The organism is Mesorhizobium sp. 43Arga (assembly GCF_053714255.1).
Genome location: NZ_JBSKBO010000003.1, coordinates 214,256 through 237,929 on the forward strand (window position 1 = coordinate 214,256; position 23,674 = coordinate 237,929).

At 62.4% G+C, this 23,674-nt stretch carries 30 protein-coding genes, 1 tRNA gene and 1 pseudogene; 10 read left to right on the plus strand and 22 right to left on the minus strand.

The window, feature by feature from the left end:
• Position 1: 1 nt before the first annotated feature.
• Positions 2-232, minus strand: a complete 231-nt coding sequence (locus ACWGS8_RS13645) for a DUF1289 domain-containing protein (RefSeq protein ID WP_454581448.1) — start codon at positions 230-232, stop codon at positions 2-4.
• 197 nt (positions 233-429) lie between these two features.
• On the opposite strand from ACWGS8_RS13645, the gene ACWGS8_RS13650 reads away from it, so the two are divergent.
• Positions 430-1,422 (plus strand): nicotinate-nucleotide--dimethylbenzimidazole phosphoribosyltransferase, encoded by a 993-nt coding sequence (locus tag ACWGS8_RS13650; protein WP_454581449.1) that lies wholly within the window; start codon positions 430-432, stop codon positions 1,420-1,422.
• 30 nt (positions 1,423-1,452) lie between these two features.
• On the opposite strand, the gene ACWGS8_RS13655 is transcribed toward ACWGS8_RS13650, so the two are convergent.
• The gene (locus tag ACWGS8_RS13655; RefSeq protein WP_454581450.1) at positions 1,453-2,973 is read right to left on the minus strand and encodes a sensor histidine kinase; all 1,521 of its coding nucleotides are present in this window, start codon (positions 2,971-2,973) and stop codon (positions 1,453-1,455) included.
• A gap of 76 nt (positions 2,974-3,049) precedes the next feature.
• Here ACWGS8_RS13655 and ACWGS8_RS13660 point away from each other — a divergent pair, with 76 nt between their 5' ends.
• The 4 genes from ACWGS8_RS13660 (at position 3,050) to ACWGS8_RS13675 (ending at position 5,532) form a co-directional block, all read left to right on the plus strand.
• Positions 3,050-3,673, plus strand: coding sequence for a thermonuclease family protein (locus ACWGS8_RS13660; protein ID WP_454581451.1), 624 nt, complete (start codon positions 3,050-3,052; stop codon positions 3,671-3,673).
• A gap of 34 nt (positions 3,674-3,707) precedes the next feature.
• Positions 3,708-4,319 carry a glutathione S-transferase gene (locus tag ACWGS8_RS13665; protein WP_454581452.1) on the plus strand — a complete coding sequence of 204 codons (612 nt, stop codon included), beginning with the start codon at positions 3,708-3,710 and terminating at the stop codon, positions 4,317-4,319.
• Complete coding sequence (locus ACWGS8_RS13670) at positions 4,259-4,933, plus strand: uracil-DNA glycosylase family protein (RefSeq protein ID WP_454581453.1); 675 nt, start codon at positions 4,259-4,261, stop codon at positions 4,931-4,933. Before ACWGS8_RS13665 ends, ACWGS8_RS13670 begins: the two co-directional genes overlap by 61 nt.
• 107 nt (positions 4,934-5,040) lie before the next feature.
• A complete protein-coding gene (locus ACWGS8_RS13675) occupies positions 5,041-5,532 on the plus strand; it encodes an Lrp/AsnC family transcriptional regulator (RefSeq protein ID WP_006205209.1) in 492 nt (163 codons plus the stop codon).
• Positions 5,533-5,547: 15 nt separating this feature from the next.
• Here the strand turns inward: ACWGS8_RS13675 and ACWGS8_RS13680 are convergent, their stop codons facing one another.
• The 13 genes from ACWGS8_RS13680 to moaA form a co-directional block, all read right to left on the minus strand.
• Entirely contained in the window at positions 5,548-6,114 is a 567-nt protein-coding gene (locus tag ACWGS8_RS13680) for a DUF3299 domain-containing protein (protein WP_454581454.1), read from the minus strand.
• Positions 6,115-6,158: 44 nt separating this feature from the next.
• The gene (locus ACWGS8_RS13685) at positions 6,159-6,737 is read right to left on the minus strand and encodes an N-acetyltransferase family protein (RefSeq protein ID WP_454581455.1); all 579 of its coding nucleotides are present in this window, start codon (positions 6,735-6,737) and stop codon (positions 6,159-6,161) included.
• Complete coding sequence (locus ACWGS8_RS13690) at positions 6,697-7,401, minus strand: DNA alkylation repair protein (protein WP_454581456.1); 705 nt, start codon at positions 7,399-7,401, stop codon at positions 6,697-6,699. Before ACWGS8_RS13690 ends, ACWGS8_RS13685 begins: the two co-directional genes overlap by 41 nt.
• A gap of 6 nt (positions 7,402-7,407) precedes the next feature.
• A complete protein-coding gene (locus tag ACWGS8_RS13695) occupies positions 7,408-8,277 on the minus strand; it encodes an NAD(P)-dependent oxidoreductase (RefSeq protein ID WP_454581457.1) in 870 nt (289 codons plus the stop codon).
• A gap of 106 nt (positions 8,278-8,383) precedes the next feature.
• Complete coding sequence (locus ACWGS8_RS13700; protein WP_454581458.1) at positions 8,384-9,205, minus strand: ABC transporter permease; 822 nt, start codon at positions 9,203-9,205, stop codon at positions 8,384-8,386.
• The gene (locus ACWGS8_RS13705) at positions 9,202-9,921 is read right to left on the minus strand and encodes an ABC transporter permease (protein ID WP_019858121.1); all 720 of its coding nucleotides are present in this window, start codon (positions 9,919-9,921) and stop codon (positions 9,202-9,204) included. Before ACWGS8_RS13705 ends, ACWGS8_RS13700 begins: the two co-directional genes overlap by 4 nt.
• An 80-nt stretch (positions 9,922-10,001) precedes the next feature.
• Complete coding sequence (locus ACWGS8_RS13710; RefSeq protein ID WP_010909469.1) at positions 10,002-10,787, minus strand: ABC transporter substrate-binding protein; 786 nt, start codon at positions 10,785-10,787, stop codon at positions 10,002-10,004.
• Positions 10,788-10,945: 158 nt separating this feature from the next.
• On the minus strand, positions 10,946-11,449 hold the full coding sequence (mobB, locus tag ACWGS8_RS13715; RefSeq protein ID WP_454581459.1) for a molybdopterin-guanine dinucleotide biosynthesis protein B: 504 nt from the start codon (positions 11,447-11,449) through the stop codon (positions 10,946-10,948).
• Positions 11,446-12,072 carry a molybdenum cofactor guanylyltransferase MobA gene (mobA, locus tag ACWGS8_RS13720; RefSeq protein ID WP_454581460.1) on the minus strand — a complete coding sequence of 209 codons (627 nt, stop codon included), beginning with the start codon at positions 12,070-12,072 and terminating at the stop codon, positions 11,446-11,448. Before mobA ends, mobB begins: the two co-directional genes overlap by 4 nt.
• A gap of 43 nt (positions 12,073-12,115) precedes the next feature.
• Positions 12,116-13,036, minus strand: coding sequence for a DMT family transporter (locus tag ACWGS8_RS13725; protein WP_454581760.1), 921 nt, complete (start codon positions 13,034-13,036; stop codon positions 12,116-12,118).
• Positions 13,037-13,216: 180 nt separating this feature from the next.
• The gene (locus tag ACWGS8_RS13730) at positions 13,217-13,576 is read right to left on the minus strand and encodes a hypothetical protein (RefSeq protein WP_454581461.1); all 360 of its coding nucleotides are present in this window, start codon (positions 13,574-13,576) and stop codon (positions 13,217-13,219) included.
• Positions 13,577-13,698: 122 nt separating this feature from the next.
• Complete coding sequence (locus ACWGS8_RS13735; RefSeq protein WP_454581462.1) at positions 13,699-14,094, minus strand: hypothetical protein; 396 nt, start codon at positions 14,092-14,094, stop codon at positions 13,699-13,701.
• A 155-nt stretch (positions 14,095-14,249) separates the two neighbouring features.
• The gene (gene moaA / locus ACWGS8_RS13740) at positions 14,250-15,245 is read right to left on the minus strand and encodes a GTP 3',8-cyclase MoaA (RefSeq protein ID WP_454581463.1); all 996 of its coding nucleotides are present in this window, start codon (positions 15,243-15,245) and stop codon (positions 14,250-14,252) included.
• Positions 15,246-15,440: 195 nt separating this feature from the next.
• On the opposite strand from moaA, the gene ACWGS8_RS13745 reads away from it, so the two are divergent.
• On the plus strand, positions 15,441-15,794 hold the full coding sequence (locus tag ACWGS8_RS13745) for a gamma-butyrobetaine hydroxylase-like domain-containing protein (RefSeq protein ID WP_454581464.1): 354 nt from the start codon (positions 15,441-15,443) through the stop codon (positions 15,792-15,794).
• Between the two features lie 66 nt (positions 15,795-15,860).
• Positions 15,861-16,472 carry a pyridoxamine 5'-phosphate oxidase family protein gene (locus tag ACWGS8_RS13750; RefSeq protein ID WP_454581465.1) on the plus strand — a complete coding sequence of 204 codons (612 nt, stop codon included), beginning with the start codon at positions 15,861-15,863 and terminating at the stop codon, positions 16,470-16,472.
• 16 nt (positions 16,473-16,488) lie between these two features.
• On the opposite strand, the gene ACWGS8_RS13755 is transcribed toward ACWGS8_RS13750, so the two are convergent.
• Positions 16,489-16,941: a MarR family winged helix-turn-helix transcriptional regulator gene (locus ACWGS8_RS13755; protein WP_019858112.1), complete on the minus strand. Its 453-nt coding sequence runs from the start codon at positions 16,939-16,941 to the stop codon at positions 16,489-16,491.
• Positions 16,942-16,988: 47 nt separating this feature from the next.
• On the opposite strand from ACWGS8_RS13755, the gene ACWGS8_RS13760 reads away from it, so the two are divergent.
• A complete protein-coding gene (locus ACWGS8_RS13760) occupies positions 16,989-17,900 on the plus strand; it encodes an alpha/beta hydrolase (protein ID WP_454581466.1) in 912 nt (303 codons plus the stop codon).
• A 69-nt stretch (positions 17,901-17,969) separates the two neighbouring features.
• Here the strand turns inward: ACWGS8_RS13760 and ACWGS8_RS13765 are convergent, their stop codons facing one another.
• Positions 17,970-18,365, minus strand: coding sequence for a rhodanese-like domain-containing protein (locus tag ACWGS8_RS13765; protein WP_454581467.1), 396 nt, complete (start codon positions 18,363-18,365; stop codon positions 17,970-17,972).
• 89 nt (positions 18,366-18,454) lie between these two features.
• On the opposite strand from ACWGS8_RS13765, the pseudogene ACWGS8_RS13770 reads away from it, so the two are divergent.
• Both ACWGS8_RS13770 and ACWGS8_RS13775 read left to right on the plus strand, forming a co-directional pair.
• Positions 18,455-18,715: pseudogene (locus tag ACWGS8_RS13770) on the plus strand (SDR family oxidoreductase); the annotation flags it as partial.
• Positions 18,716-18,924: 209 nt separating this feature from the next.
• On the plus strand, positions 18,925-20,805 hold the full coding sequence (locus ACWGS8_RS13775; protein ID WP_454581468.1) for a L,D-transpeptidase family protein: 1,881 nt from the start codon (positions 18,925-18,927) through the stop codon (positions 20,803-20,805).
• Between the two features lie 4 nt (positions 20,806-20,809).
• Here the strand turns inward: ACWGS8_RS13775 and ACWGS8_RS13780 are convergent, their stop codons facing one another.
• The 5 genes from ACWGS8_RS13780 to ACWGS8_RS13800 all read right to left on the minus strand — a co-directional run bounded on the left by ACWGS8_RS13780 (position 20,810) and on the right by ACWGS8_RS13800 (position 23,591).
• Positions 20,810-21,280, minus strand: coding sequence for a hypothetical protein (locus ACWGS8_RS13780; RefSeq protein ID WP_454581469.1), 471 nt, complete (start codon positions 21,278-21,280; stop codon positions 20,810-20,812).
• Between the two features lie 110 nt (positions 21,281-21,390).
• Positions 21,391-22,131, minus strand: coding sequence for a lysozyme inhibitor LprI family protein (locus tag ACWGS8_RS13785; RefSeq protein WP_454581470.1), 741 nt, complete (start codon positions 22,129-22,131; stop codon positions 21,391-21,393).
• 149 nt (positions 22,132-22,280) lie between these two features.
• Complete coding sequence (locus ACWGS8_RS13790) at positions 22,281-22,538, minus strand: PepSY domain-containing protein (RefSeq protein WP_454581471.1); 258 nt, start codon at positions 22,536-22,538, stop codon at positions 22,281-22,283.
• 160 nt (positions 22,539-22,698) lie between these two features.
• Positions 22,699-22,773, minus strand: a tRNA-Val gene (locus ACWGS8_RS13795).
• A gap of 134 nt (positions 22,774-22,907) precedes the next feature.
• Positions 22,908-23,591: a phosphoglycolate phosphatase gene (locus ACWGS8_RS13800; RefSeq protein WP_454581472.1), complete on the minus strand. Its 684-nt coding sequence runs from the start codon at positions 23,589-23,591 to the stop codon at positions 22,908-22,910.
• Positions 23,592-23,674 lie beyond the last annotated feature (83 nt).

Here is a 23,674-nt window from a genome sequence, read left to right on the forward strand (position 1 = left end):
GTTAAAGTATGTCGCGTTCGCGCGCCATGCGGGTGCGGCGCGTTTCGCGGCGCGGCCGGCGCTCGACCGTTTCCAGTCGGGCCGGCAGTTCGGCCATCACATTGCGGCGCGTTTCGGGCGTCATCCCCGTCCAGGCGCCGATTTCCTCGCGCGTGCGGCCGCAACCGAAGCAGAAGCCGGTTTTCATGTCGATCGAACAGACCAGGATGCAGGGGGATTCGATGGCCGTCATGACTTTCTCTCGAGGGATCCGTACGGGATCCGCTCTTCCACCTCCACATGGTGCAACGGCAAAGCCAATGCAAGCCCTCGCGATCGCGCCTTCCCGGGCCATCTTTGCGGCAATCAAGGCGGATGTTTGGGAGAGGTTGTGCCGATCACGCAACGCAGCTATGCCGCTCACCAAATCCAGGAATGATTGCTCACGACATGACCAGCGCTCTGCCTTTCGATGATTTTCGCAACCTGCTCGACAGTCTGCCGGCAGCCGACCTCAAAGCCGAGGCGCACGTGCGCGCGCTGTTTGCCAAGGCCGACAAGCCTGCGCATTCGCTCGGCCGCATCGAGGACATAGCGGCGTGGCTTGCCGCCTGGAGTGGCCGGGCTCCGCCCGCGGTGACACGGCCGCTGATGGCGGTCTTTGCCGGCAATCACGGCGTGACCCGTCATGGTATTTCGCCGCGTCCGATGTCGGCGACCGCCAACGCGGTCGAGCTATGCGCGGCAGGCGGTGCGGCGATCAACCAGATATGCATTGCCTATGATCTGGGATTGAAGGTGTTCGATCTTGCCCTGCATATCCCGACAGGCGACATCACAGAAGATGCCGCGCTTGACGAGCGCGGATGCGCGGCCACCATGGCCTTCGGCATGGAAGCGATTGCGGGCGGCACCGACCTGCTTTGCCTCGGCGATCTCGGCGTCGGCAATTCCACCGTCGCCGCCGCCCTGTTTGCCACGCTGTTCGGGGGAGCCGACTGGGTTGGCCCGGGATCCGGCGCCGACGCTGCTATGCAGGCGCGCAAGGCGGATGTGGTCGATGCGGCGCTGGCCTATCACCACGGCCATCTCGACGACCCGCTGGAAGTGCTGCGCCGGGTCGGCGGCCGCGAGTTCGCCGCGATAGCCGGCGCCATCCTCGCCGCGCGGATGCAGAAGATACCGGTGCTGCTCGACGGCTTCGCCGCAACGGCCGCCGCGGCGGTGCTTTATGCCGCGAACCCCGCAGCGCTGGACCATTGCCTCCTCGCCAGCCTGTCGCCGGAGCCCGCGCATGCCAGGGCCGCCGAACTGCTTGGCTTCCGCCCGTTGCTCGACCTCGGCATAGGCCATAGCGAAGGGGCAGGGGCGGCACTTGGGGCAGGCCTGGTCAAGGCGGCGGCGCTGACCAGTTCAGGCATGGCGGCGGCGGTTCGGGTCTAGGCGCGAGGCACCGGGCGCTGACGAGGTCCGTTATCGCCGTCGCGCCGCCACCGCCGCGGTTGGCAGGGCCGGCAGTTCTTCCATCACCCGGCTCAGCGGGAAGATGGCAATCGCCTCGGTGCCTTCGCGCAGCTTGGAATGAAGTTCGAACTCGCCGCCATGCATGGCAAGCAGGCCTTGCACGATCGGCAGGCCAAGCCCGGTGCCTTGTTCGGCGCTCTTGATGGCGATCGAACCCTGGCCGAAGGCCGAGAGCACGACCGGAATCTCGTCCTCGGGAATCCCCGGACCATTGTCCTTGACGGAGATGTATTGCCCGCCGCCCGCCGTCCAGCCGACGCGGACGCGGATTTCGCCGCCGGTGGCGGTGAATTTGATGGCGTTGGATAGAAGGTTGAGCGTGATCTGGCGCACGGCGCGCTCGTCGGCGAACAGCCGCGGCAATGTCTGTTCGAAATCCTGGATGACGCGGATATCCTTGTTGCGCGCCTTCAACTCCATCATGTGGCAGCAATCCTCGACGATGTTGAGCAACATCACCGGCTCTTCGTTGAGTTGGTAGCGACCGGCCTCGATGCGTGACAGGTCGAGGATTTCGTTGATCAGGTCGAGCAGGTGCTGGCCGGAATCATGCACGTCATGGGCATAATCGCGATAGGTGGGATTGCTCATCGGACCCAGCACCTCGTTCGCCATCACCTCGGAAAAACCGAGAATGGCGTTGAGCGGCGTGCGCAATTCGTGGCTCATGGAAGCGAGGAACCGCGACTTTGCCAGATTGGCATCCTCGGCCCGGCGCCGCGCCTCGTCCGACATGGATTTCGCTGTCTCCAGCTCGGCGATCAGCGCATCCTTTTCGGAACGGAACGACAACAGCATCAGCGAGGCGCGGTTGAGCTGACGGGCGACATAGACGAAGAAAGGCAGCGACAGGACAAGCAGCCCGGCCAGGACCGCCTCGACCGGCATCCACAGCTTGGTAGCGACATAGGCATAGAGCGCCACCGGCACCGCGAAAGTCGCCAGCAGCGCGCCGCTCAGCGATGAAGCCATGAGCGCTGTCCCGGCCATGGCAAGAAGCAGCACCACCGCCTTGACCACCTGAAACTGATCGACCTGGCAGGCGCCGCAGCCGAGCAAGACGAACCAGCCCCAGCCGAGGCCGCAAAGGAAATGGCCGACCAGGAATTCCCGTCGCGTTTGCAAGGGGTTAAGCTCGGACGCTTCCGTGCGCTCGATGCGCCGCGCCAACAAGGCGACGATCGTATAGCAGGTGAGCGTGAACAACGCCCAGAGCCCGATCTCATTGCCGACACCCGCGAGCCGGCCGGCCGCCGCGATCGCCAAGACGAGCAGGGGGATGACCACGGCGCCGCTTGTCATAGCGCGGGCATGGAGTTTCAGCAGTTCGCGGTCGAAATCGGGATTGCCGGCCTGCTGCGAAAGACGGTCGCGCGTCTTGCGCACCGCGCGCGCCACATCGCTGTTGCGATGGGGTTTCCTGCGGTCCACAATGAACTTGTCCGCTGTGTTCGAGCGTTGCAAGGGCATCAAAAACTTCAATTTATGCGCGCAGCGATTTCAAGGTGTTAAGCTACGTTCGAATGATTAACCAACCGTTTGCCATATGAGCCGTTCCTGGTCGCCAAGATCGCACCGACGGTACACGGCGCCGCGCCCGAGAAGCCTGTGGCGCAAGGTGCTGGACTATTGGCTGGCCATCATCATTCTGGGGCTGCTGATCCTGTTGGCGGCGCGCCTCGATCGGGTGGAGACGCGCCAGACGCAAGGCGCTGCCATCATCAATGATGGCGATTCGATCACGCTCGGCACCGAGCGCATCCGCATGCGCGGCATCGATGCTCCGGAATACACCCAGACCTGCCGCAAAAACGGCACCGATTATGCCTGCGGCACGCTTGCACGCCAGTCGCTGGTGCGCCTGATCGCCGGCAGGACGGTCACCTGCAGCGGCTGGCAGCGGGATCGCTATGGCCGGTTGCTTGGCGACTGCAAAGCCGGCGGCACGGACCTCAACCGCGCTCAGGTCGAGGCGGGTTGGGCTGTTGCCTTTGGCGACTTCGAAAGCGAGGAAGCGACCGCCCGCGCCGCAAAGGTCGGTATCTGGGCGGGTACGTTCGATCAGCCGCAGGACTGGCGCGACAGCCATCACGGCGAGGTCGTGGAGCGAAAACACGGCACGCTGGCGTCGATCGGCGACGCCGTGCGCGAGATTTTTCGCTTCTGGTGAGGTGTATCGGCTTGGAAGGAAAGGAAGGATTGAAATGAAGCTCTTCGACGGTGGCCGGGCTCCCAATCCGCGGCGGGTACGCGTCTTCCTCGCCGAAAAGGGGATCGCCGTTCCGCTGGTGTCTGTCGACATGGGCGCGCTGGAGCACAAGGGCCAAACGGTGAGCTCGCGCAACCCTTTGCAGCGCCTGCCGGTGCTGGAGCTTGACGATGGCACCGTCATCACCGAATCCGTGGCCATCTGCCGCTATTTCGAGGAGTTGCATCCGGAGCCGGCCCTGTTCGGACGCGGCGCGCTCGGCAAGGCACAAGTCGAGATGTGGCAGAGACGGATGGAGTTCAACCTGCTCAGCTGCGTCGCGCAGGCGTTTCGCCATATCCATCCGGCCATGAAGGAATGGGAAATCCCGCAGATCCCCGAATGGGGCGAGGCCAACAAGCCCAAAGCAATCGAATTCCTGAAACTCCTCGACGGCGAGTTGGCGAACCGGGAATTCGCCGCCGGCGATGACTATTCGATCGCCGACATCACCGGCCTGATCGCGATCGACTTCATGAAGCCGGCCCGCATCAAGGTACCGGAGGAATGCACCAATGTCTTGCGTTGGCATCAGGCGATCTCCGGCCGGCCGAGTGCCGCCGCTTGAGCGTGGAACTGGACAGTTTAGCAGCCAAGGTCCGGGCCTGCCGCATCTGCGTTGAAAATCCCGCCGGCAAGCCGCTGCCGCATGAGCCGCGGCCGGTGCTGCGGCCTTCGTCCAGCGCCCGCATCCTGATTGCCAGCCAGGCGCCGGGAACCAAGGTGCACCTGTCGGGCATGCCGTTCACCGATGCCTCGGGCGACCGCCTGCGCAACTGGCTCGGCGTGACCAGCGACGAATTCTACGACATCGAGAAATTTGCCATCGTGCCGATGGGCTTCTGCTTTCCGGGCCAGGATGCCAAGGGGGGTGACCTGCCGCCAAGACGCGAATGCGCGCCGGCCTGGCGTGCGCCCTTGATGGCGCTGATGCCGCGGATCGACCTGGTGCTGACAATCGGCATCTACGCGCAGTCCTGGCATATGGGCGCCGCGCGCCGGCCCTCGCTGACCGAAACGGTGATGGACTGGCGCGCCATCTGGGAGAGTTCCGTCGGCGCGAAAGTGCTGCCGCTGCCGCATCCATCCTGGCGCAACAGCGGCTGGTTGAAGCAGAATCCATGGTTTGAAATGGATTTGCTGCCTTTCCTGCGTTCGGAAATCCGCTATCGCCTCGGTTAGGTCTTCAGCAAGAAATCACTCGCTTTCGTGGTGATTGGCAGAATTTCTTTCTTGTGAAAGGCCCGAATAAAGGGGAATATAGCCAAACTATTCCTCAGGAGCCTCTAATGGACCGCCTTGACCGAAAAATTCTCCGCCTCCTGCAGGAGGACGCGACACTCGCGGTGGCCGACGTCGCCAAAAAAGTCGGCCTGTCGACCACGCCCTGCTGGCGCCGCATCCAGAAGCTCGAGGAGGAGGGCGTCATCAAGCGGCGCGTCGCCATTCTCGACCATGAGAAGGTCAATGTGCGGGTCACCGTCTTCGTCTCGATCCGCACGAATTCGCACAGCCACGAATGGCTACGCCGCTTTTCCGAGGTCATCCAGGAGTTTCCCGAGGTGGTCGAGTTCTACCGCATGAGCGGCGACGTCGACTACCTCTTGCGCGTCGTGGTGCCCGACATCGCCGCCTACGACGCCTTCTACAAGCGGTTGATCGCCAAGATCGAAATCCGTGACGTGTCGTCGTCCTTCGCCATGGAGCAGATCAAGTACACCACCGAAATCCCGCTCGACTACATGGTGCTGGACAAGGAATCGGGCGCCAACGCCGCCTGAGCGGGCGGCGCCCGCTCAGTTCTTCTTCTTGTTGAGGAAACTCCAGGGCGAGTTCACCGGCAGGGTGACGGTGTCCGGCACGGTGTCGACGCCGACCACATCCGCCTTGCGCACGCTGTAACCGGACTGGATGACGCTGACGCCATCCAGGATGAACAACTGACTTTTCTCTATGTCCGGCTTCAAGGCACCGGTGACGGCGACCGACTGGTAGGCTTGCGACATCTTGTAGGGATGGGCTGGCGTGACCAGCACTATCTGGTTGGGCGGCGGCGTCGGCATGTGGCTGCAGGCGCCCGTCCATGGCACCAGCAGGAACTGATAGACGAGATCGCCATCGCGATCGATAGGCAATGCATAGCCGGCTAATTGTATGGTCTTGTCCTGCAGGCTGAGCGACAGTGTCTCTCCATGATCGGGCAGTTTAGCCGCAATCATCGGCAAACCGGCGTCTTCGGCAATTGCCTGTGTCGCCGGGCGCAAATCCTTCCAAAAAATATGCATGGTCTCGGCCGAGGCGCCGGCCGCGCAGAGAAACAGCGCGGCCGCGAGCGCCAGGATTGATTTGAAATGGATGCTCATGCCGCTTCCTTTGCGGGCGAGTAAAGACGCCGAGGTCAATGACGTCAATGCTCGAACCGCATCACATGTCGGCGAGAACCGGCCTTGCCGGCCTCGCGAAAGCCGCGCGACGCGAACATGTCGCGAAAACCCATGAAGCGGTAGCTCGGCGACGCCTCGTCCACGGGATAGGCCTCGATGATGCGCGCGCCCTTGGCGAAGGCATGATCGATGGCTGCATCGAGCAAGGCCGAGGCAAGGCCGCCGCCGCGCAAAGCCCTCGGCACATAGAAGCAGGCGATCGACCATACGCCCGTCTCGCTGTCATCCTGTCGCTTTGAAAGCCTGCGATAGGTCTCGCGCGGAGCGACCGAACACCAGGCAATGGTCTTGCCGTCGATCTCGGCGAGGATGCCGACCGGGGTGCCGGCATCGATAAGCGCCATCATCTGGCGCTTCTTTTCATCGTTCCGGATATGCTCGCGGCCAGAGTGCCGCCAGGCCATGCACCAGCAGTATTTCGGCGCACCCGGCTGCTCAAACAAGGTCTCGAATCTGCCGCCGGTCGCCCGCGTCACCTCGATGAAGCGGATATTGGCGACGTCAAACGTTTCTGTTGGCGAGGCGTTCGAGCGTTTTGGCATCCGACAATTCCTTCACAGCATCCTTGCCGATCCAGCGCGCGGTCTTGTCCGGGGAGTCGGCAAGCTTCTTCGCCACGGCCAGGGCAGGGGTGTACAGGCCCATCGATCGCTTGCCGATCTGCCGCAGCGCCCAATTGACGGCTTTCCTGACGAAGTTGCGCGGATCACCGGCATGGACTTCGATCAATGGTAAATAGGACAGGAACGTCGCGTCCGTCTCCCTTTTCAAATGCACGGCCGCCCATGCCAGCATGGCAAAGGCCGTGCGGCGGACGAATTCACGCTCGTCGACTGCAAACTCCTCGATCAGTGTGCGCCAGAACGGCGTGTCGACGAACAGGTCGGACACGGTATCGACAACTTCCCAGGAATCGAAATCGCTGGCCCAACGGCGGCATTCCTCGATTGTGATTTTCTTCGGCTCGCCGGTAAAAGCCGCCATCAGCCGCGCTTCGCGAATGCCGCTGGTCCAAAGCGCCAGGGATCGTTCGTGATTGCGCTTCAGCTTGCGCGCCAAAGGCCGCAAATCCGTATTGCCGACACCAAGCGCGGTCGTGATGTTGATGCCGAACCGCGCCATGCCGGCGCGGTTCTCCTCGGTGCCGATTGAGCGCAGATGCGCGACGATGTCCTGCGCTGTCCAGCCTGGAGCGGGCAGGGACATGGCCGCCTACTTCTCCAGGCGCGCCAGCAGCGAGGACGTGTCCCAGCGCTTGCCGCCCATGGCCTGCACATCCTTGTAGAATTGGTCGACAAGCGCGGTCACCGGCAGTTTGGCGCCATTGCGGTCGGCCTCCGCCAGGCAGATGCCGAGGTCCTTGCGCATCCAGTCGACGGCGAAGCCGAAATCATACTTGCCGACATTCATCGTCTTGTGGCGGTTCTCCATCTGCCAGGAACCGGCGGCACCCTTGGAAATCACCTCGATCACCTTCTCGATGTCGAGCCCGGCCTTTTTGCCGAAATGGATGCCTTCCGACAGACCCTGCACCAGCCCGGCGATGCAGATCTGGTTGATCATCTTGGTGAGCTGGCCGGCACCCGCCGATCCCATCAGGCCGACCATGCGAGCATAGGCATCGATGACCGGCCTCGCTTTGTCGAAGGCAGTCTGGTCACCGCCGACCATGACGGTCAGCACGCCGTTTTCTGCGCCGGCCTGGCCGCCGGAGACCGGCGCGTCGAGAAACGAAAACCCACCTGCCTCCGCTGCCGCCGCCAGTTCACGCGCGACTTCCGCCGAGGCCGTTGTGTTGTCGATGAAGACCGAACCTTTCTTCATCGATTTGAAGGCGCCTTCGGGACCTGTCGTCACCGAGCGCAGATCGTCGTCATTGCCGACACAGGAAAAGACGAAGTCCTTGTCCTTGGCCGCCTCCGCCGGCGTCGTCGCAAGGCTGCCGCCATGCTGGCCGACCCATTGCTCGGCCTTGGCCTTGGTGCGGTTGTAGACGGTGACGTCATGGCCACCTTTGTTCTTCAAGTGGCCGGCCATGGGATAGCCCATAACGCCAAGACCGAGAAATGCCACAGATGCCATAAGCTTGCCCTTCAGACGGAAACGAAATTGCTGCGGAAGCTCTAGGCCCTGCGCTCAATTCGTCAAGACGCCTGTGGTCCGATCGACTGGCGCAGCCAAGAACGGGTCAGCGTTTCAGGTGGATGGTGATCCGGCGCTCGATCCATTCGATCGCATGGCGCAACAACTCGACCATCACCAGGTATACCAGGGCGACCCAGATATAGGCCTGGATGTCGAAGGAATTGGCAAAGGCGAGTTTTGCATTGCCCATCAGGTCGTAGACGGTGATGATGGCGACGATGGCGGACGCCTTGACCATCAGGATCAGTTCATTGCCGTAAGGCCGCAAGGCGACAACCAGCGCCTGCGGCAGGACGATCTTGCGCAACGTCTGCAGTTTGTGCAGGCCGAGGGATGCGGCGCCTTCCCATTGGCCCCTGTGCACGCTTTCGATGGCGCCGCGCAAAATCTCGGCCTGGTAGGCGGCGGTGTTGAGCGCAAAGGCGAAGACGCCGCAGTTGAAGGCGTCCTTGAAGAAATCCCAAAGCCCGATCATCTGGAGTTCCGGCCTGAACGACCCCAGCCCGTAATAGATCAGGAACGTCTGAACCAGCAGCGGCGTGCCTCGAAAGAAATAGACGTAACAGTAGGCAAGACCGGACAGGATCCGGTTCCTGGACATACGCCCGTAAGCAACGGGCATCGACAGGACGGCGCCAAGCACCATCGAAATGGCGACCAGCGACAAGGTAACGCCCAGTCCGCTTAGATAAGCCGGCGCATATTTGGCGAAGAAGGCCGGGTTCCAGGCAAAGACAAGATAGCCGACGATGCCAAGGCCAAAGGCGATCCAAAGGCAGACCAGCGCGTAGCCGACGATGCGTGGTCGCGGCCAGCCGCGGGTCCGCGGTGGCGGCCGCTCGACCATGGCGGTGGTGGCGCTCATCGTTGTGCCTCCCGTTTGCCAAGCGAGCGCAAAATGGCACTGGTGGCGAAGGATGACACGACGGCCAGACCGAGAAAGACCAGAGCCGCAATGCTGTAAAACAGGAACGAATGCTTGGTGACGCGAGCCGCCACGCCGGCATTGCGCAGTGTCTCGGCAAGACCGACGACCGAAACCAGGGACGTGTCCTTGAGCAGGCTGAGCCAGCAGTTCTCGAGGCCGGGGAAGGCAATGCGCAGCAGCTGCGGCAAGATCACCAAGCGCATGGTCTGCCATTTGGACAAACCAATGGAATAACCACCCTCATACTGCCCCTTCGGGATGGCGCGGAAGGCCGAGAGGAAAACCTCGCTGGCATAGGATGAGAAGATCAGCGAGAGCACGATCATGCCGGCGACGAAGCTGTTGACGTCGATGGTCGCTTCGGGGCGGAAATATCGGATGAGATGCTGTAGCAGGATCGGCATGCCAAAGAAGAACAGGAAAAGCGTCACCAGTTCCGGCAGGCCCCGAAAGACCGTGGTGTAGATATTGGCGGCGAGGCGCAGCGACGGCTCCTCGGATTGCTTGCCGAGCGCAATGAAAAAGCCGATCGCCAAGCCAATGGGGAGCGTCGCCAGCGCAAGCAGAACCGTTACAATGACGCCATAGGCAATGTCGTCACTCCAGCCGTCAGGTCCCCAGCTGAGAAGTGTCCATATGCTTTGGGCTGGCATTGACGGATCTTATCTCCACGGCGTTCCCAGGATGAATAGAAAGACGGCGGGGAATTTCCCCGCCGTCTTGATCCTGTCTATCAGGACTCGGCGCCGAAGACGTCGAACTTGAAGTACTTGTCGTTGATTTCCTTGTATTTTCCATTGGCGCGGATGGCGTCGATGGCCTCATTGAGCTTGTTAACCAGATCGGTCTCGCCCTTGCGCACGGCTATGCCGGCGCCCGGCCCGAAGATCTCGACCGGTTGCGGCGAAGGCTGGCCGAGGATCTTGCAGCAGGCGCCATCAGGCGAGTCCAGCCACTGCTGCAGCACGACGATATCGTCCTCGATGGCGTCGAGACGACCATTGGCCAGATCTGCCTGCTCCTCGGGGCTGCTCGGATAACCCTTCACGGTGCTGTCGGTGTAGGTCTTCGAGGCATAGTTGAAATGGGTGGTCGTCGTGGCGACGCCGATAGTCTTTCCGGCGAGATCTGCCTTGGTCACACCCTTCAGCGTGCTGTCTTTCGGCACTGCGAGAGCCGAGGGCGTGTTGTAGTATTTGTGGGTGAAGTCGACCTTCTCCTTGCGCTCCGGCGTGATCGACATCGAAGCGACGATGGCGTCGAACTTGCCGGCCTGAAGTGCCGGGATGATGCCGTCCCAATCCTGGGCGACGAAGGTGCACTTGACCTTCATTTGGTCGCAAAGCGCCTGGGCGATGTCGATATCGAAGCCGACGAGCTTGCCGTCGGAGGTGAGGTTGTTGAACGGGGGATAGGCGCCTTCGGTGCCGATCCGCAGCGTCTTTTCCTGGGCCTGGGCGACGCCGAGCGTCAGCAGCGCAGCCGATGCGGCGAGCGCGATACGCAGTGCAATACGCATGATAGTCCTCTCTTTATGGTCCCGACCGTCGTTCCGAAACGGCTCTATGGGGCGGTGCTTTTGACCGCCCGCTGAGGCGATACTCCCATTCTTTCCAAGAAAAAAGCAACTGCAAAACCATCGAAATCGGCAATGGGGTTCTGCCGTTACGTTACATCTCAAGCAACGAGGCCGGTGGTGCGCTCGATGAAGTCGACTATCGATTTTACGTCGTCGAGGTCGAACGCCGGCAGGCTCTTGTCCGTGACGGCGAAATCGGCGGCGATGGCGACAATATTGGGATTGCCCGCCGAAAGCGGCGTCCGATCCTTCGCCTCCAGGCGCCGCGTTTCGATCTTGCGGTGGGCTTCGCGCTTGTAGCCTTCGACCAGCACGATGTCGCATGGGGCGAGTCGCGAGAGGATGCTTCCCAGCGGCGGCTCGTCCTCGCCACGCAGTTCGTGCATCAGAGCCCAGCGGTTGCCGGACACGATCGCGACCTCGGTGGCGCCGGCCTGCCGATGGCGGAAACTGTCGGCGCCCGGTCTGTCGATGTCGAAATCATGATGGGCATGTTTGACCGTCGAGACTTTCCAGCCGCGCCGCACAAGCTCCGCGACCAGCTTTTCGGTGAGGGTGGTCTTGCCGGAGTTTTTCCAGCCGATGATGCCGAAGACGTTCATGATGTCATGCTCTGCAACAGGCGCGCGGCCTCGGCAAGATCGTCCGGCACATTGATGTTGAAGAAAGGATCGAGCCCAGTGGATTGCACGAACTGGAATTCCACCTCGACATGGCCGTTCCGTTCGATGAAATCCGAAACGCGCCTGTTGTCCTCGTCGACCAGGAAATGCCGCAAGGCGTCGCGGCAATCCGTCGGCCACAGCGCGAAGGTCGGGTGCGGCCGACCGGCCGAGGAGGCGACGGCAATGGAGCCCGGATGCTCCCAGGCCGCCGTCGCCAGGCGATCGACGAGATCAAGCGGCAGGAACGGCGTGTCGCTGGCGGCGGTGACGACCGCCTTGCAAGGCGTATTGGCAATTGCCCATTCGAGGCCTGTCAAAATCCCCGCAAGCGGCCCGGCAAAGCCTTCGACGGTGTCGGCAAGCACGGGCAGTCCGAAACGGGAAAAGCGCTCGGGATCGCCATTGGCGCTCAGCGCCAGGGTTTCGATCTGCGGGCCAAAGCGCGACATGACCTGGTCAAGCACGCTGCCGTCGCCGAGCGGCAACAGGCTCTTGTCGCCGCCTCCCATCCGTCTTGACTGGCCGCCCGCCAGGATGATCCCTGCAATATCTCGCCTCATGCATCGAGCCTGTACGCCAGCCGCCGGAAATCACAAGATCCGGCTAGATTCCATCCGGCGCCATGGCCGGCCCGGTTGTTTCGGCGACGATCCGTCGCCGGCCGACCATACGCTCGCGGTAGAGTGCATAAAGACCCGAACCGACAACGATTGTCGCGCCGATGATCATCGGCATGTCCGGTATGTCGCCGAAGACGATCAAGCCAAGCAGGATGGACCAGAGGAGTGCGGTGTAGCGGAACGGCGCGATGAAGGAGATTTCGCCCGAGCGCATCGCCATGATGATGAACTGATAGCCGATGAGCACCAGCACCGCCGCCAGCGCCAGCAGCGCAGTGCTTTTGCCGGTCATCGGCGTCCAGCCACCCATCGGCGACAACAGCGTCGCGCCAACGACGGTCATTGCCAGCGCGGTCGCGGTCGAGACCAGCATGGTCAGTATGGCTTGGGGGATGCGCTTGGTGGCGAGATCACGCACGGTGCAGCAGGCAACGCTAGCCAGCGCCCAAAGGGAATAGGCGGTGAAGCCGTCGAAACCCGGCCGCACGATGATCAGAACGCCGGCAAAACCGGTGGCGATCGCCAGCCAGCGCCGCCAACCGACAGCTTCGCCGAAAAACAGCGCGGCGCCCATCGTCACCGCCAGTGGCAGCGCCTGAAGAACGGCTGACACATTGCCGATCGGCAAATGGGCAAGTGCCACGAGGAATGACACGGTGCCGCCCGCTTCGCCCACGACACGCATCGCCACCAGCGGCTGAAGCATCAGGCGCGGCCGCAAAAGTGCGCCGCGTTGCCAGGCCAGCAGGCCGACGAAGAGCGAGGCAAAGGCTCCTCTGATCAGCATGACCTGCGCCATGTTCATCGATTGCGAAGAGTATTTGGTGATGGCGTCGTTGAGCGTGAAGCCAACCATCGCCACCATCATGAACAACGCGCCGCGAAGATTGGGGGAAAGGGGCAAGAACATCACCGGTTGCTCGGGCATGCAAGCCTGTAACAGCCCGCCACGAAACAGCAATGGCAAAAGGCTGGGCCAGGACCGGGCATTCGTCATCGCCGGCGTGAAATCACGTCCTGGATCGGCGCGAATCTGGTCGGGAGGCGGCTTCGCCTCCCGGGACCTGTACAGGGCTGCGGATGTCTATTTCTTCGGCGTCAGCACTTCGGTGCCGTTGCCTTCCTTGCCGGCGATGGTCCACAGACCATGCAGCGACCCGTCATCCTCGACCTTGTAGACGACGAGGCCGATGTCCTTGCCCATGACATAGCCGGCGGAGAACGCGTCGTCGTTGCGCATGCAGATGCCGTGGGACGAAGAACCGCCGGTCTCCCAGTGGATCGCGCAGGTCGTCCCGCTGGTCAGCGTGATGGTGGCTTCGCCATCATATTTCGATCCGTCGAAATTGGTGCCGGCGACGGTATAGGTGCCGCCGATCGACTGCGCCGCCGCGGGCAGGGCCGTGAAGCCAAGCAATGCAAGAGAAACAATGAGTTTGCGCATGACATTTTCCCCCTATCAGCGAAGAGCCGCTTCGGACGAAAGGCTAGGCCGGAACAGGCTGGCCGTAAATCCGGCGGCGCTTCGCGGACAAGACTTTTTCTGGGGTGTGATCGGAAAAATACTCACTGCCCTTTGAGACTGCCGGCAATGGCGCCGACCAGCGGGTCGTATTTCGACTTCAGGGCCGGCGGGTAATCGATCCAGATCGTGCGGATGACGCCATCCCTGCCGAACAGGCGCCGCTGGTAAAAGATCTTCCCATCCTTCATGCCCGACAACACCGCCCAGTCCTTGCCGGTCTTGCTGTAGGTGACGGTGTAGCCAGGTTCCTTGCTTACCTTTTCAATTGCGACAAAGCTTTTCGGTGTGTCGTCATCGACGTTGAGGATGCCGGAGCAGGTCAGGCTGGCGCCGTCCGCGCTCAGCCAGACCTGCCCATCGCCATTTTCCGGCTCAGGCTGACGATCGGTGAATATCTCATCGGGAAAGGTGCAGACGGTGCCGAAGCGCGCGTTCACATAGGTGAAGGGCGCGGCGTTTGCAGTTGTTGTGACAACTGTCCGCCAACGACAGAACTGTGGTCAGCGACAACAAGCCGATACGATAAAGACGCAGCACGATGCCTCCTTGGCCTTGGTGACCAAAGATACTCTTGCACCAAATCGGACAAAAATCAGCCGCCCGTGACGCTCATGTGCCGGGACACCGAGGGACGGCTCGTGCGGCGGTCGATGATGAAATCATGGCCCTTGGGCTTGCGGCCGATGGCCTCGTCGATGGCGTCGGCGACAAGTTCGTTACCTTCGGATGCACGCAACGGCGCGCGCAGGTCGGCCGCGTCTTCCTGGCCAAGGCACATATAGAGCGTGCCGGTGCAGGTGAGCCGGACGCGGTTGCAGCTTTCGCAGAAATTATGCGTCATCGGTGTGATGAAACCGAGCTTTCCGCCGGTCTCGGCGACGTGGACATAGCGGGCAGGGCCACCGGTCTTGAAGGGAATGTCGGTCAGCGTGAACTGACGCTCCAGCGAGGCGCGCAGCAGCGACAGCGGCAGATACTGGTCGGTGCGATCGGCGTCGATCTCGCCCATCGGCATGGTTTCGATGACGGTGAGATCCATGCCGCGGCCATGCGCCCAGCGCATCATGTCGGGCAGTTCGGCGTCGTTGAAATCCTTCAACGCCACCGCGTTGAGCTTGACCTTCAGCCCTGCCGCCTGAGCGGCATCGATGCCTTGCATGACCTTGTCGAGATGGCCCCAGCGGGTGATCTGGTGGAACTTGTCGGCATCGAGCGTGTCGAGCGAGACGTTGATGCGCTTGACGCCGCAATCGGCGAGCTCGGCGGCGAAGCGCGACAGCTGCGAGCCGTTGGTGGTCAGCGTCAGTTCTTCCAGCGCGCCGCTGTCGAGGTGGCGCGAGAGCTGGCGCACCAGATGCATGATGTTCTTGCGCACCAGCGGCTCGCCGCCGGTGAGGCGCAGCCTCTTGACGCCCTTTTCGATGAAGACGGTGCAGAGCCGGTCCAGTTCTTCCAGCGACAGCAGGTCTTTCTTCGGCAGGAAGGCCATGTCCTCGGCCATGCAATAGGTGCAGCGGAAATCGCAGCGGTCGGTGACCGACACTCTGAGATAGCTGATCGTGCGACCGAAGGGGTCGATCATGTTCATGTTCGAGCGTTTCCGTGGCCGTTACCGCAGCCGTTATATACAGCTATGTGATACGATCCAGCCCGCCGTTCAAGATACCGCTTCTCGATCTTTGGTAACATCTCGGAGCCGACACCGTGTGTCGGTCGTCTGTCAGGACTTTTCCCCTGTCGCGAAGCGGCGTAGGGAAGGGCAATCGATACGGGATCAAACAGCATGACCGCGCCAAAAGAACTCAGGGTCTCCAAGGACCGCAAGCTGCTGTCGGTCACCTTTCCCAATCACCAGCCGTTCGAATTGCCAGCAGAGCTGTTGCGCGTCGCTTCGCCATCGGCCGAGGTGCAGGGCCATTCACCCGATCAGCGTGTGACGGTTCCCGGCAAGCGCAATGTGGCCATCCTGAAGATCGAGCCGGTAGGCAACTATGCGGTGCGCATCACCTTCGACGATTTCCACGACACCGGCATTTTCACCTGGAACTATCTGCATACGCTCGGCCATGAGAAGGATGCGCGCTGGAACGCCTATCTGGCGGAGCTTGCGGAAAAAGGCTTGAGCCGCGATCGCTAGATCCATTCACTGTAGTCAAAACGTCATCGATGTGGAGTAGCGCCGGTAAAGTTCGGAGACGAAAAGATGTCGCTTATCACCACGGTCGAACAGCTCGAGGCGCTCTACGGCGTTCCAGGCGAAGCATCGCTGGTCAAGGAACTCGACCACGTCATCCCCGAATACGCCGCCTTCATCGAGGCTTCGCCCTTTGTTGCGCTTGCCACCAGCGGCCCGGAGGGACTGGATTGTTCGCCACGCGGCGATCTCGCCGGCTTCGTGCGTATCGTTGATCCGAAGACAGTGATGATGCCGGACCGGCGGGGCAACAATCGCGCCGATTCGCTGCGCAACATCATCCGGGATCCGCGCGTCGGGTTGCTGTTCCTGGTGCCGGGCTCGGGCACGACGCTGCGCATCAACGGCCGCGCGCATATCACCACGGACGCCGAACTTTGCGCGTCCTTCATGGTGGACGGCAAGGCAGCGCGCTCGGTGACCGTCATCGATGTCGATTCGGTCTATTTCCAGTGCGCCCGCGCCATTGTGCGATCGGAGCTTTGGAACCCGGCAAAACATGTCGATCCGAAATCGCTGCCGACACCGGGAAAAATCCTGGAAATCACCAGCCGCAAGAACATCGACGGCGAGGCCTACGACAAGGAATGGCCGGAGCGGGCAAAGAACACCATGTGGTGAGTGACTGAAAAGGCCGTCAGGCCTCCTTCAGCACCTCGTAGATCTTGCGCATCTGCTCGCCGATCATGTCGCACTGCTCCGGCGTCGACTGGCTCATCGCCTTCTCGATCAGCGCCATGTGCACTTTCAGCGCCTGCATCAGCAGCGCTTCGCCGGCCTCTGTCAGGGCAAGCCGCAAGATGCGCTTGTCCTTCTCGTCGCCTTCGCGGCGCAGCAGGCCGCGCGTCTCCAGCTGCGGCAACAGCATGGTGATGTTGGAGCGGCCGACGAGCAGCTTGCGGGCAAGGTCGTGCTGCGACATGCCGGGATGGCGGTAGAGGTTCATCAGCACGTCGAGCTGCGCCGGCTTCAGGTCCAGCGGCGCGAGTTTCACCGCCAGCGTGCGCTCCAGCACATGACAGGCGCGCGCCACCGCGACCCAGTTGCGAAAACGCGGGTTGTCCCAGGGTAGCTCTTGTTTATTGTTCATCTTTGAACTATTATGTTCATGCTTGAACGTATGGATGGATTCTCACTATGGCATCAATCGGGCTGAAGGTCATCCGGAGCGTATTTGGTGCGGCCGAACATATTGCGCCACGCATCAGCGGGCGCGCGGCTTTCGAACTGTTCTGCCGCACACCGAGCGCCAAGGCGCTGAGCGACGGTGAGCGCCGCGCCATCAGCCGGGCCGCGGAGTTCATGACCGAGGCCCGCCATCATCGGCTGAAGACTGCAACTGGCTGCGTCATGGTGCACGAATTCCGGCCGGAGCCGGGCAGGGAGGCTCTTGGCACCGTGCTTGTCGTTCATGGCTGGCGGTCACGCACTGAATATATGCGCGCCTTGATCGAGGGCTATCGCGCGACCGGCTACAGGGTCGTTTCCCTGGACCTGCCGGGGCACGGCCATTCGCAGGGCCGACACCTGAACATGGTCAACGCGGTCGACGCGGTGCGGGTGGCCGGCGAATGGTTCGGCCCGTTTGTCGCGGCGGTGGGGCATTCCTTCGGCGGCGCCGTCGCCGCCAATGCCATTGCGGGTTCCGTCAAGAACATCCCGCCACTGGCAGCCGGACGTCTCGTGCTGATCGCCGCACCGAGTTCCCTGCCGGCGATCTTCGCCGATTTCAGCCGCATGCTCAATGTCGGGCCGCGCTCGCAGGTGGCGATGGCGGATCGCGTCCAGCACCTGTCCGGCCGGCCGCTGCATGAATTCACCGGCGACCGCCAGCTCGCCCAGGCGCCCGTGCCGACACTGGTCATCCACGCGCCGGACGATCGCGAAGTGCCGGCCGAGCACGCGAAACGCTATGCCGGCGCCGGCGGTCATGTGCGGCTGCACTGGGCCGACGGTCTCGGCCACCGCCGCATCCTTACGGACAAGGGCGTTGTCGAACGCGCCGTCGCCTTCGTCGCGGAACACCGCGAGCCGTCGCGGCTGCATTGAGCCGCAATCCTCGTTCCATGCATGTCGTTGTCTCAAAACCGGGACCAGTTTTGAGCGACGTGCATTGGGCTATTTCTTCTTCTCGCCGGGCTCGACAGGCAGTCCGGCGGCCTTCCAGGCGGTGTAGCCGCCAAGGATGTGCTTGACGGGCGTAAGCCCCATATCCTGCGCGGTCTTGGTGGCGAGCGCCGAGCGCCAGCCGCCGGCGCAGAAGAACACGAAGCTCTTACCCGAGGCGAAGAATGGCTTGTGATAGGGGCTTTCCGGATCGATCCAGAATTCCAGCATGCCGCGTGTGACATGTTTGGCGCCGGGAATCCTGCCGTCGCGTTCGACCTCGCGCGGGTCGCGCAGGTCGACAAAGATGATGCCTTCGTCCTCGAGCAGTCCCGCGGCTTCCTCAGGCGAAACCACTTCGATCTCGGCGTTCGCCTCGTCCAGCAGTTCGCGATAACCCTTTTTCACAGCTTGTCCCTCCCGGCCTTGCTGGCAGGTCGGGATTTCGAGCACAACAGCCTGCGTTTGTCACGCTCTGTCGGAGCCTGCCAGTACCTGCGCTGGTCGGCTTGACCAAGGCTCTCGCATGCGACCTCGGTCCGCGCGGCATCACCGCCAATGTCGTCCATCCCGGTTCGACCGACGCCGACATGAACCCTGCGGATGGACCGCATGCCGAACAGCAGCGCCAGAAGATGGCGACGCCGCGATTCGGCAAGGCCGATGACATTGCCGGCATGGTTGCCTGGCTCGCCGGTCCGGAAGGACGTTTCGCCGCCGGCACCGCATTGACGATCGATGGCGGCGCCAACGCCTGAATTTTGGGAGTTCTCCAGGCTGGAGCGAAACACCCGCGCTCCAGCCGTCACTATCTTGTGAAACCGTTCTGCAACAGGCTTTCCAAAATTTATGAAAGCTTAACGAAATCGGTATGAATCAGTATAGTCGCGCCTTACATCCGCCATGCGGTGAGCGAGACGGTCTAGCGTGCGGAACGGGAACCGGTTGCGGCCGGAGCGGGTGATCCATGAAATTCCTCGGTAAAAAAGCAACCGCGATGCCGCTTGTGGCGATCGCGGCAACGCTCGCCCTGGGCGCGCCTCAGGCAGGCGCCCAGGGGTTGTTCGACATGCTGTTCGGCGGCGGCGTCAGGCATGAGCCGCAGGGGGAATTTCCGCCTCCGCCCAAGCACAAACCCAAAGCCCCGGCCGGGGGCGGTGACGGCGCGAAGATCAGCGGCCCGTCCTATTACACCTACAAGGCCGACAAGCTTATTCGCGTCGACTTCTCGACGCTATCCACCGCCCCTCAGCCGGCGACGCCGCAGGACGCCGCGTTCGTTCCGTCGGCCACGGGGGCTGCTTTCCACGACGCCATTGCCGGTCTCAGCGACTACGAACTCTATGCCGAGCCCGACATCGCCAAGGCGCTGATCGCCTATTATTCGGCCAATCCGGACTTCATCTGGGTGAACGGAACCAGCCCCAACAACCGCGCCCAGGATGCGGTGCGGGTGCTGGGCGAGGCTGCGAGCTATGGCCTGACGTCCGCTGACTACACCGTCGATGTGCCGGCCACGACTTCGGCCTCAACGGATGACGCGGCCAAACTCAGGGAACTCGTGCGCTTCGAGATGGCGCTGTCGGCGCGCGTCCTGCGCTACGCCCATGACGCCCAGAACGGCCGTGTCGAGCCCAACCGGATGACCGGCTACTATGATTTTCCGGCCAAGCCGCTCGACATGGTCGGTGTGCTGAAGACGCTGGCGCATACGCAGGAAGTGCGCACCTATCTCGAATCGCGGCATCCTCAGAATGCGGAATATCAGGCGCTGCGCGTCGAGCTAGAGGCCCTGCAGGCCAGCGCGGAAAACGAGATCGTCGTCGATCCCAAGCTGCTGCTGAAACCGGGCGAGACCAGCCCCGAACTGCCAAAACTGCTGTCGCTGATCGCGCGCAATCTCGATGATGATATGGGCGGCGCCTATGGCGAGCTCCTGTCGCGGCTCGCGACCAGCGAGGTCTATGTCCCTGAGCTGGTGCCGCTGATCAAGGCGGTGCAGGTCAAGGAAGGCATGAAGGGCGACGGCGTCATCGGTCCGCGCACCGTCGCCTTGCTTGCCGGCACGTCGAAGGCCGACAGGCTGCTCAAGGTGCAGGTGGCGCTGGAGGAGCTGCGCTGGCTGCCTTCCGATCTCGGCAGCCCGCGTGTCTTCATCAACCAGCCGGCGTTCACCGCGAGCTATATCGACAATGGCGAGGAGAAGCTGAAGACGCGCGTCGTCGTCGGCCGGGTCACCAACCAGACGGCTTTCTTCTACGACCAGATCAAGCAGGTCGACTTCCATCCCTATTGGGGCGTGCCGCAGTCGATCATCGTCAACGAGATGCTGCCCAGATTGCGCAGCGATCCCGGCTATCTCGACCGGGCCGGCTATGAGGTGACGGATTCACGCGGCAAGCGCATTCCCTCGTCGGCGGTCAATTGGGGCGCTTATGGCGCCAACATACCCTACAGCGTGCGCCAGCAGCCGAGCGAGGCCAATGCGCTGGGCGAACTGAAGATCCTGTTCCCCAACAAGCATGCGATCTATATGCACGACACGCCCCAGAAGTCATTCTTCAAGCAGGACATGCGCGCGCTCAGCCATGGCTGCGTGCGCCTGCAGGATCCGCGCGGCATGGCGGCGGCGGTGCTCGGCACCTCGGTCGACTATGTCGCCGAGAAGCTGAAGCACGGACATTCGACCGAGGATGTGACGCGCAAGATTCCGGTCTATGTCGCCTATTTCACCGCATGGCCCGACATGTCCGGCAAGGTCGAGTATTTCAGCGACGTCTACGACCGCGATTCGCGGCTGAAGCAGGCGCTGGACGCCACAGAAGCGGTTCGCTCGCCGTCGAGCTGATCGTTTAGAATTGCGACAACGGGCGGCGGAAACCCGCCTCCCGCCCGGCGATCAGCCAGTAGATCAATCCAGCGACGAGGCCGGCGGCAGCGATGATGCCGATGTCGGCCCAGCGCTCTGGATCCATATCCTCGGTGGGAACCGGCCAGATCAGGAAGAAGCCGGCAGCGGCGGCAGCGGCACCGAAGACCATGTGCATCAGGGCATTGCGCAACGAGAAGAACTCGGCGATCAGCGTCTGCAGCCCGGTCACGACAATCGTCAGGAAATAGACGAACATGCCGAGCGGCGGCACCATCAGGACCGCGATCGGGCTGACGCCCATGACGTCGAAATGGGCCGGCGCGTTGGGCAGAGAACTGAGCGTGGCGTAGATCGCCGCGACCGCGACCAAGCCGACCAGTACCGCGACCAGATAGCCGGCCAGCATCATCAGGATGCGCTTCATCACATATTTCGCCGTCGCCATGCCCATCCCCCATGCGGCGCAGTCAACCGTTCCAATCAGCCATCAAAGACGATCCGGCGCAAGGGCAGGCACCGGCGGGCCGCTTTGGCAAGGCTCCTGGGAACGAAGCACGCCGATCAGGCGCCGCCACACAGATGCTCGGAGTCCGGCAAGGCCCAGGAACCTTTCGCAACCAGATCGATCGAATAATAGACCCGGCCGCGGTCGTCGTCCTTGGGGCAATCCCTGGGAATCGCGATCAGGCACATCACCACGGGTTCGCCGACCTTCGAGGCGGCAAGGCCAGGTTCGCGATCATAGGAGACGGCACCGCCGCCATTGGTGAACGTGGCTGCGCTGCCCGCGTCGGCAGAGGCCGTCTCCAGCGGATCGTCGCCAAGCCGAGCGGTCAGCGTCTTGATATGCGTGGACGCACATTGGCCGACGGCCAAGGGCAGGGGCTGATCGTTATTGCCGGGATTGCGCGCGGCGGTATCCAGGGCCTTCTTGCCGATCAGCGCGATGTTGTAGTCCTGCACCCAGGACGGCGCATTGCCATAGGTCTGCAAGGCGTTGTTCAGCGCGCTGACGATGCAGGCTGTATCGCTCTTGCAGGCGTTGCGGTCGGCGATCAGCGCGCGGGCGATCTTGCGCTTGTCGCCGCCGAATGCCGGCTCGAAACCCTTGTAGGCCTTGGCCACCAGCAGATCGATGGCCGACAGCTGCGGATAAGCGCAGATCGCCTTCTCCGCCGGCAGGCTTGCCTTGGCGCATTCGAAGGATGGCCCGTCCGCCCGCGCCTGAGCAGGCCCCAGAAACCCACCTGCCAGGATCATGGCGAGCACGAGCAAGACTTTGGTTCGGACGGAAGATCGCATCGGTGCCCCCAAGCAACAGGATAGCGCGAGGCACAGCCGTGCCTTGGCGTGCATATCACATTCCAAGGATGGACAATTTACGGCACGCCGATTGGCCCATCGAGCCGCAAAAAGCAGATCCGTCGAATCAAGATATCCGCCGGCTGCCCTTACCTGGGCTCGGCCGTCACCGGATCGTAGGTAATTTCGACCTTCGCCTTGTCCGACGTGTAATAGGTGACGGTGTAGGCGCCATCGTCCCAGTCGACTTCCTTCACGTAACGAAAACCGTCGCGCTGCTCGACCTTGGCGAGGATCTCCGACAGCTTCTTGGCGTTGGGCGGCGGCAGCGGCTTGTCATCCGCGGCCAGAGCAGGACCGGCAGCGAGAAGAACGGCGATGCTGGTCGCCATGAGAAATCTGGACATGGTTTTCCCTCAAGTTTCCATGCAAGGAAACGAGCAGGCTGCGCGGTTGGTTCCGGATGGGATGCCCTGCGTGGCCGGCCATGTCCGCACAAGCTGCAATTCGCCACGCCGCTGTCAACAAAGCGTTGACGGGCTAAGGTCGGAAAACCATTTGGGAAAATGGTGGGCGATGCAGGGATTGAACCTGCGACCCCACCCGTGTGAAGGGTGTGCTCTCCCGCTGAGCTAATCGCCCGCTCGTTGCCCGAAGGCCAAGCGAGCCGCGATATAAGGGAGGCCGGCCGATTAAGTCAAGGCGCTGTCTGGCGTTCTTACAGCGATTGAATTCTTTGCTCTTTCGGTCCCGGCCGGATGCCGGCGGCTTTCCGTTCAGTGCCCCGCAGCGCGGATCAGCCGCTCCGCCAGCTCCACGGTCAGCGCGTCGAAATGCGAGATCACCGCCGAGGGCTCGAATTCGCGCACATGCCGGTCGGTGTAGCCGAAATCGACCGCCACCACCGGAATGCCGGCGGCCTTGGCGGTGTCGATGTCGGTTTGCGAATCGCCGACCATCAGGGCGCGGTGCGGATCGCCGCCGGCCAGCTTGATGGTTTCGGTCAGGTGGCGGGGATCGGGTTTGCGGAACGCGAACGTGTCCTGGCCGGCGATTGCCGCGAAATGCCTGGTCAGGCCGAGCGCCTCGATCAGCGCCAGCGAGTTGGCTTCGTATTTGTTGGTGCAGATGGCCAGGAGATAGCCCGCCTTCTCGAAGCGCGCGATCGCCTCGATGACACCGGGGTAGGGGCGGGATTTGCCGGGAATGTTGTCGGTGTAGTGATCGAGGAATAGTTTTAGCAGCCGATCGTGCTCGGCGACGTCAAGAGAGCGCTGCTGGGCGGCGTGCGCCCGCTCTATCATCACGCGGCCGCCATGGCCGACGAAGCGCCTGAAGCCGGCCTCGTCGACGGCCGTGAGTTCGCTGGCGGCCAGGCTGTGGTTGAGGCTGTCGAGCAGGTCCGGCGCCGTGTCAACCAGCGTTCCGTCGAGGTCGAACACGATGATCGGGCGACTCATGATCCATCCTGCGAAGGTTTGTACATTGGCAGGCGATAGCGGCTGCGGCGCGTCAAGGCAAGCAGAGCGGTGGACAGGCGCCC

Coding starts and splice junctions, on each gene's coding strand:
- ACWGS8_RS13645 (WP_454581448.1), bottom strand. CDS start 232: ATGACGGCCATCGAATCCCCCTGCATCCTGGTCTGTTCGATCGACATG.
- ACWGS8_RS13650 (WP_454581449.1), top strand. CDS start 430: ATGACCAGCGCTCTGCCTTTCGATGATTTTCGCAACCTGCTCGACAGT.
- ACWGS8_RS13655 (WP_454581450.1), bottom strand. CDS start 2,973: ATGCCCTTGCAACGCTCGAACACAGCGGACAAGTTCATTGTGGACCGC.
- ACWGS8_RS13660 (WP_454581451.1), top strand. CDS start 3,050: ATGAGCCGTTCCTGGTCGCCAAGATCGCACCGACGGTACACGGCGCCG.
- ACWGS8_RS13665 (WP_454581452.1), top strand. CDS start 3,708: ATGAAGCTCTTCGACGGTGGCCGGGCTCCCAATCCGCGGCGGGTACGC.
- ACWGS8_RS13670 (WP_454581453.1), top strand. CDS start 4,259: ATGCACCAATGTCTTGCGTTGGCATCAGGCGATCTCCGGCCGGCCGAG.
- ACWGS8_RS13675 (WP_006205209.1), top strand. CDS start 5,041: ATGGACCGCCTTGACCGAAAAATTCTCCGCCTCCTGCAGGAGGACGCG.
- ACWGS8_RS13680 (WP_454581454.1), bottom strand. CDS start 6,114: ATGAGCATCCATTTCAAATCAATCCTGGCGCTCGCGGCCGCGCTGTTT.
- ACWGS8_RS13685 (WP_454581455.1), bottom strand. CDS start 6,737: ATGCCAAAACGCTCGAACGCCTCGCCAACAGAAACGTTTGACGTCGCC.
- ACWGS8_RS13690 (WP_454581456.1), bottom strand. CDS start 7,401: ATGTCCCTGCCCGCTCCAGGCTGGACAGCGCAGGACATCGTCGCGCAT.
- ACWGS8_RS13695 (WP_454581457.1), bottom strand. CDS start 8,277: ATGGCATCTGTGGCATTTCTCGGTCTTGGCGTTATGGGCTATCCCATG.
- ACWGS8_RS13700 (WP_454581458.1), bottom strand. CDS start 9,205: ATGAGCGCCACCACCGCCATGGTCGAGCGGCCGCCACCGCGGACCCGC.
- ACWGS8_RS13705 (WP_019858121.1), bottom strand. CDS start 9,921: ATGCCAGCCCAAAGCATATGGACACTTCTCAGCTGGGGACCTGACGGC.
- ACWGS8_RS13710 (WP_010909469.1), bottom strand. CDS start 10,787: ATGCGTATTGCACTGCGTATCGCGCTCGCCGCATCGGCTGCGCTGCTG.
- mobB (WP_454581459.1), bottom strand. CDS start 11,449: ATGAACGTCTTCGGCATCATCGGCTGGAAAAACTCCGGCAAGACCACC.
- mobA (WP_454581460.1), bottom strand. CDS start 12,072: ATGAGGCGAGATATTGCAGGGATCATCCTGGCGGGCGGCCAGTCAAGA.
- ACWGS8_RS13730 (WP_454581461.1), bottom strand. CDS start 13,576: ATGCGCAAACTCATTGTTTCTCTTGCATTGCTTGGCTTCACGGCCCTG.
- moaA (WP_454581463.1), bottom strand. CDS start 15,245: ATGAACATGATCGACCCCTTCGGTCGCACGATCAGCTATCTCAGAGTG.
- ACWGS8_RS13745 (WP_454581464.1), top strand. CDS start 15,441: ATGACCGCGCCAAAAGAACTCAGGGTCTCCAAGGACCGCAAGCTGCTG.
- ACWGS8_RS13750 (WP_454581465.1), top strand. CDS start 15,861: ATGTCGCTTATCACCACGGTCGAACAGCTCGAGGCGCTCTACGGCGTT.
- ACWGS8_RS13755 (WP_019858112.1), bottom strand. CDS start 16,941: ATGAACAATAAACAAGAGCTACCCTGGGACAACCCGCGTTTTCGCAAC.
- ACWGS8_RS13760 (WP_454581466.1), top strand. CDS start 16,989: ATGGCATCAATCGGGCTGAAGGTCATCCGGAGCGTATTTGGTGCGGCC.
- ACWGS8_RS13775 (WP_454581468.1), top strand. CDS start 18,925: ATGAAATTCCTCGGTAAAAAAGCAACCGCGATGCCGCTTGTGGCGATC.
- ACWGS8_RS13780 (WP_454581469.1), bottom strand. CDS start 21,280: ATGGGCATGGCGACGGCGAAATATGTGATGAAGCGCATCCTGATGATG.
- ACWGS8_RS13785 (WP_454581470.1), bottom strand. CDS start 22,131: ATGCGATCTTCCGTCCGAACCAAAGTCTTGCTCGTGCTCGCCATGATC.
- ACWGS8_RS13790 (WP_454581471.1), bottom strand. CDS start 22,538: ATGTCCAGATTTCTCATGGCGACCAGCATCGCCGTTCTTCTCGCTGCC.
- ACWGS8_RS13800 (WP_454581472.1), bottom strand. CDS start 23,591: ATGAGTCGCCCGATCATCGTGTTCGACCTCGACGGAACGCTGGTTGAC.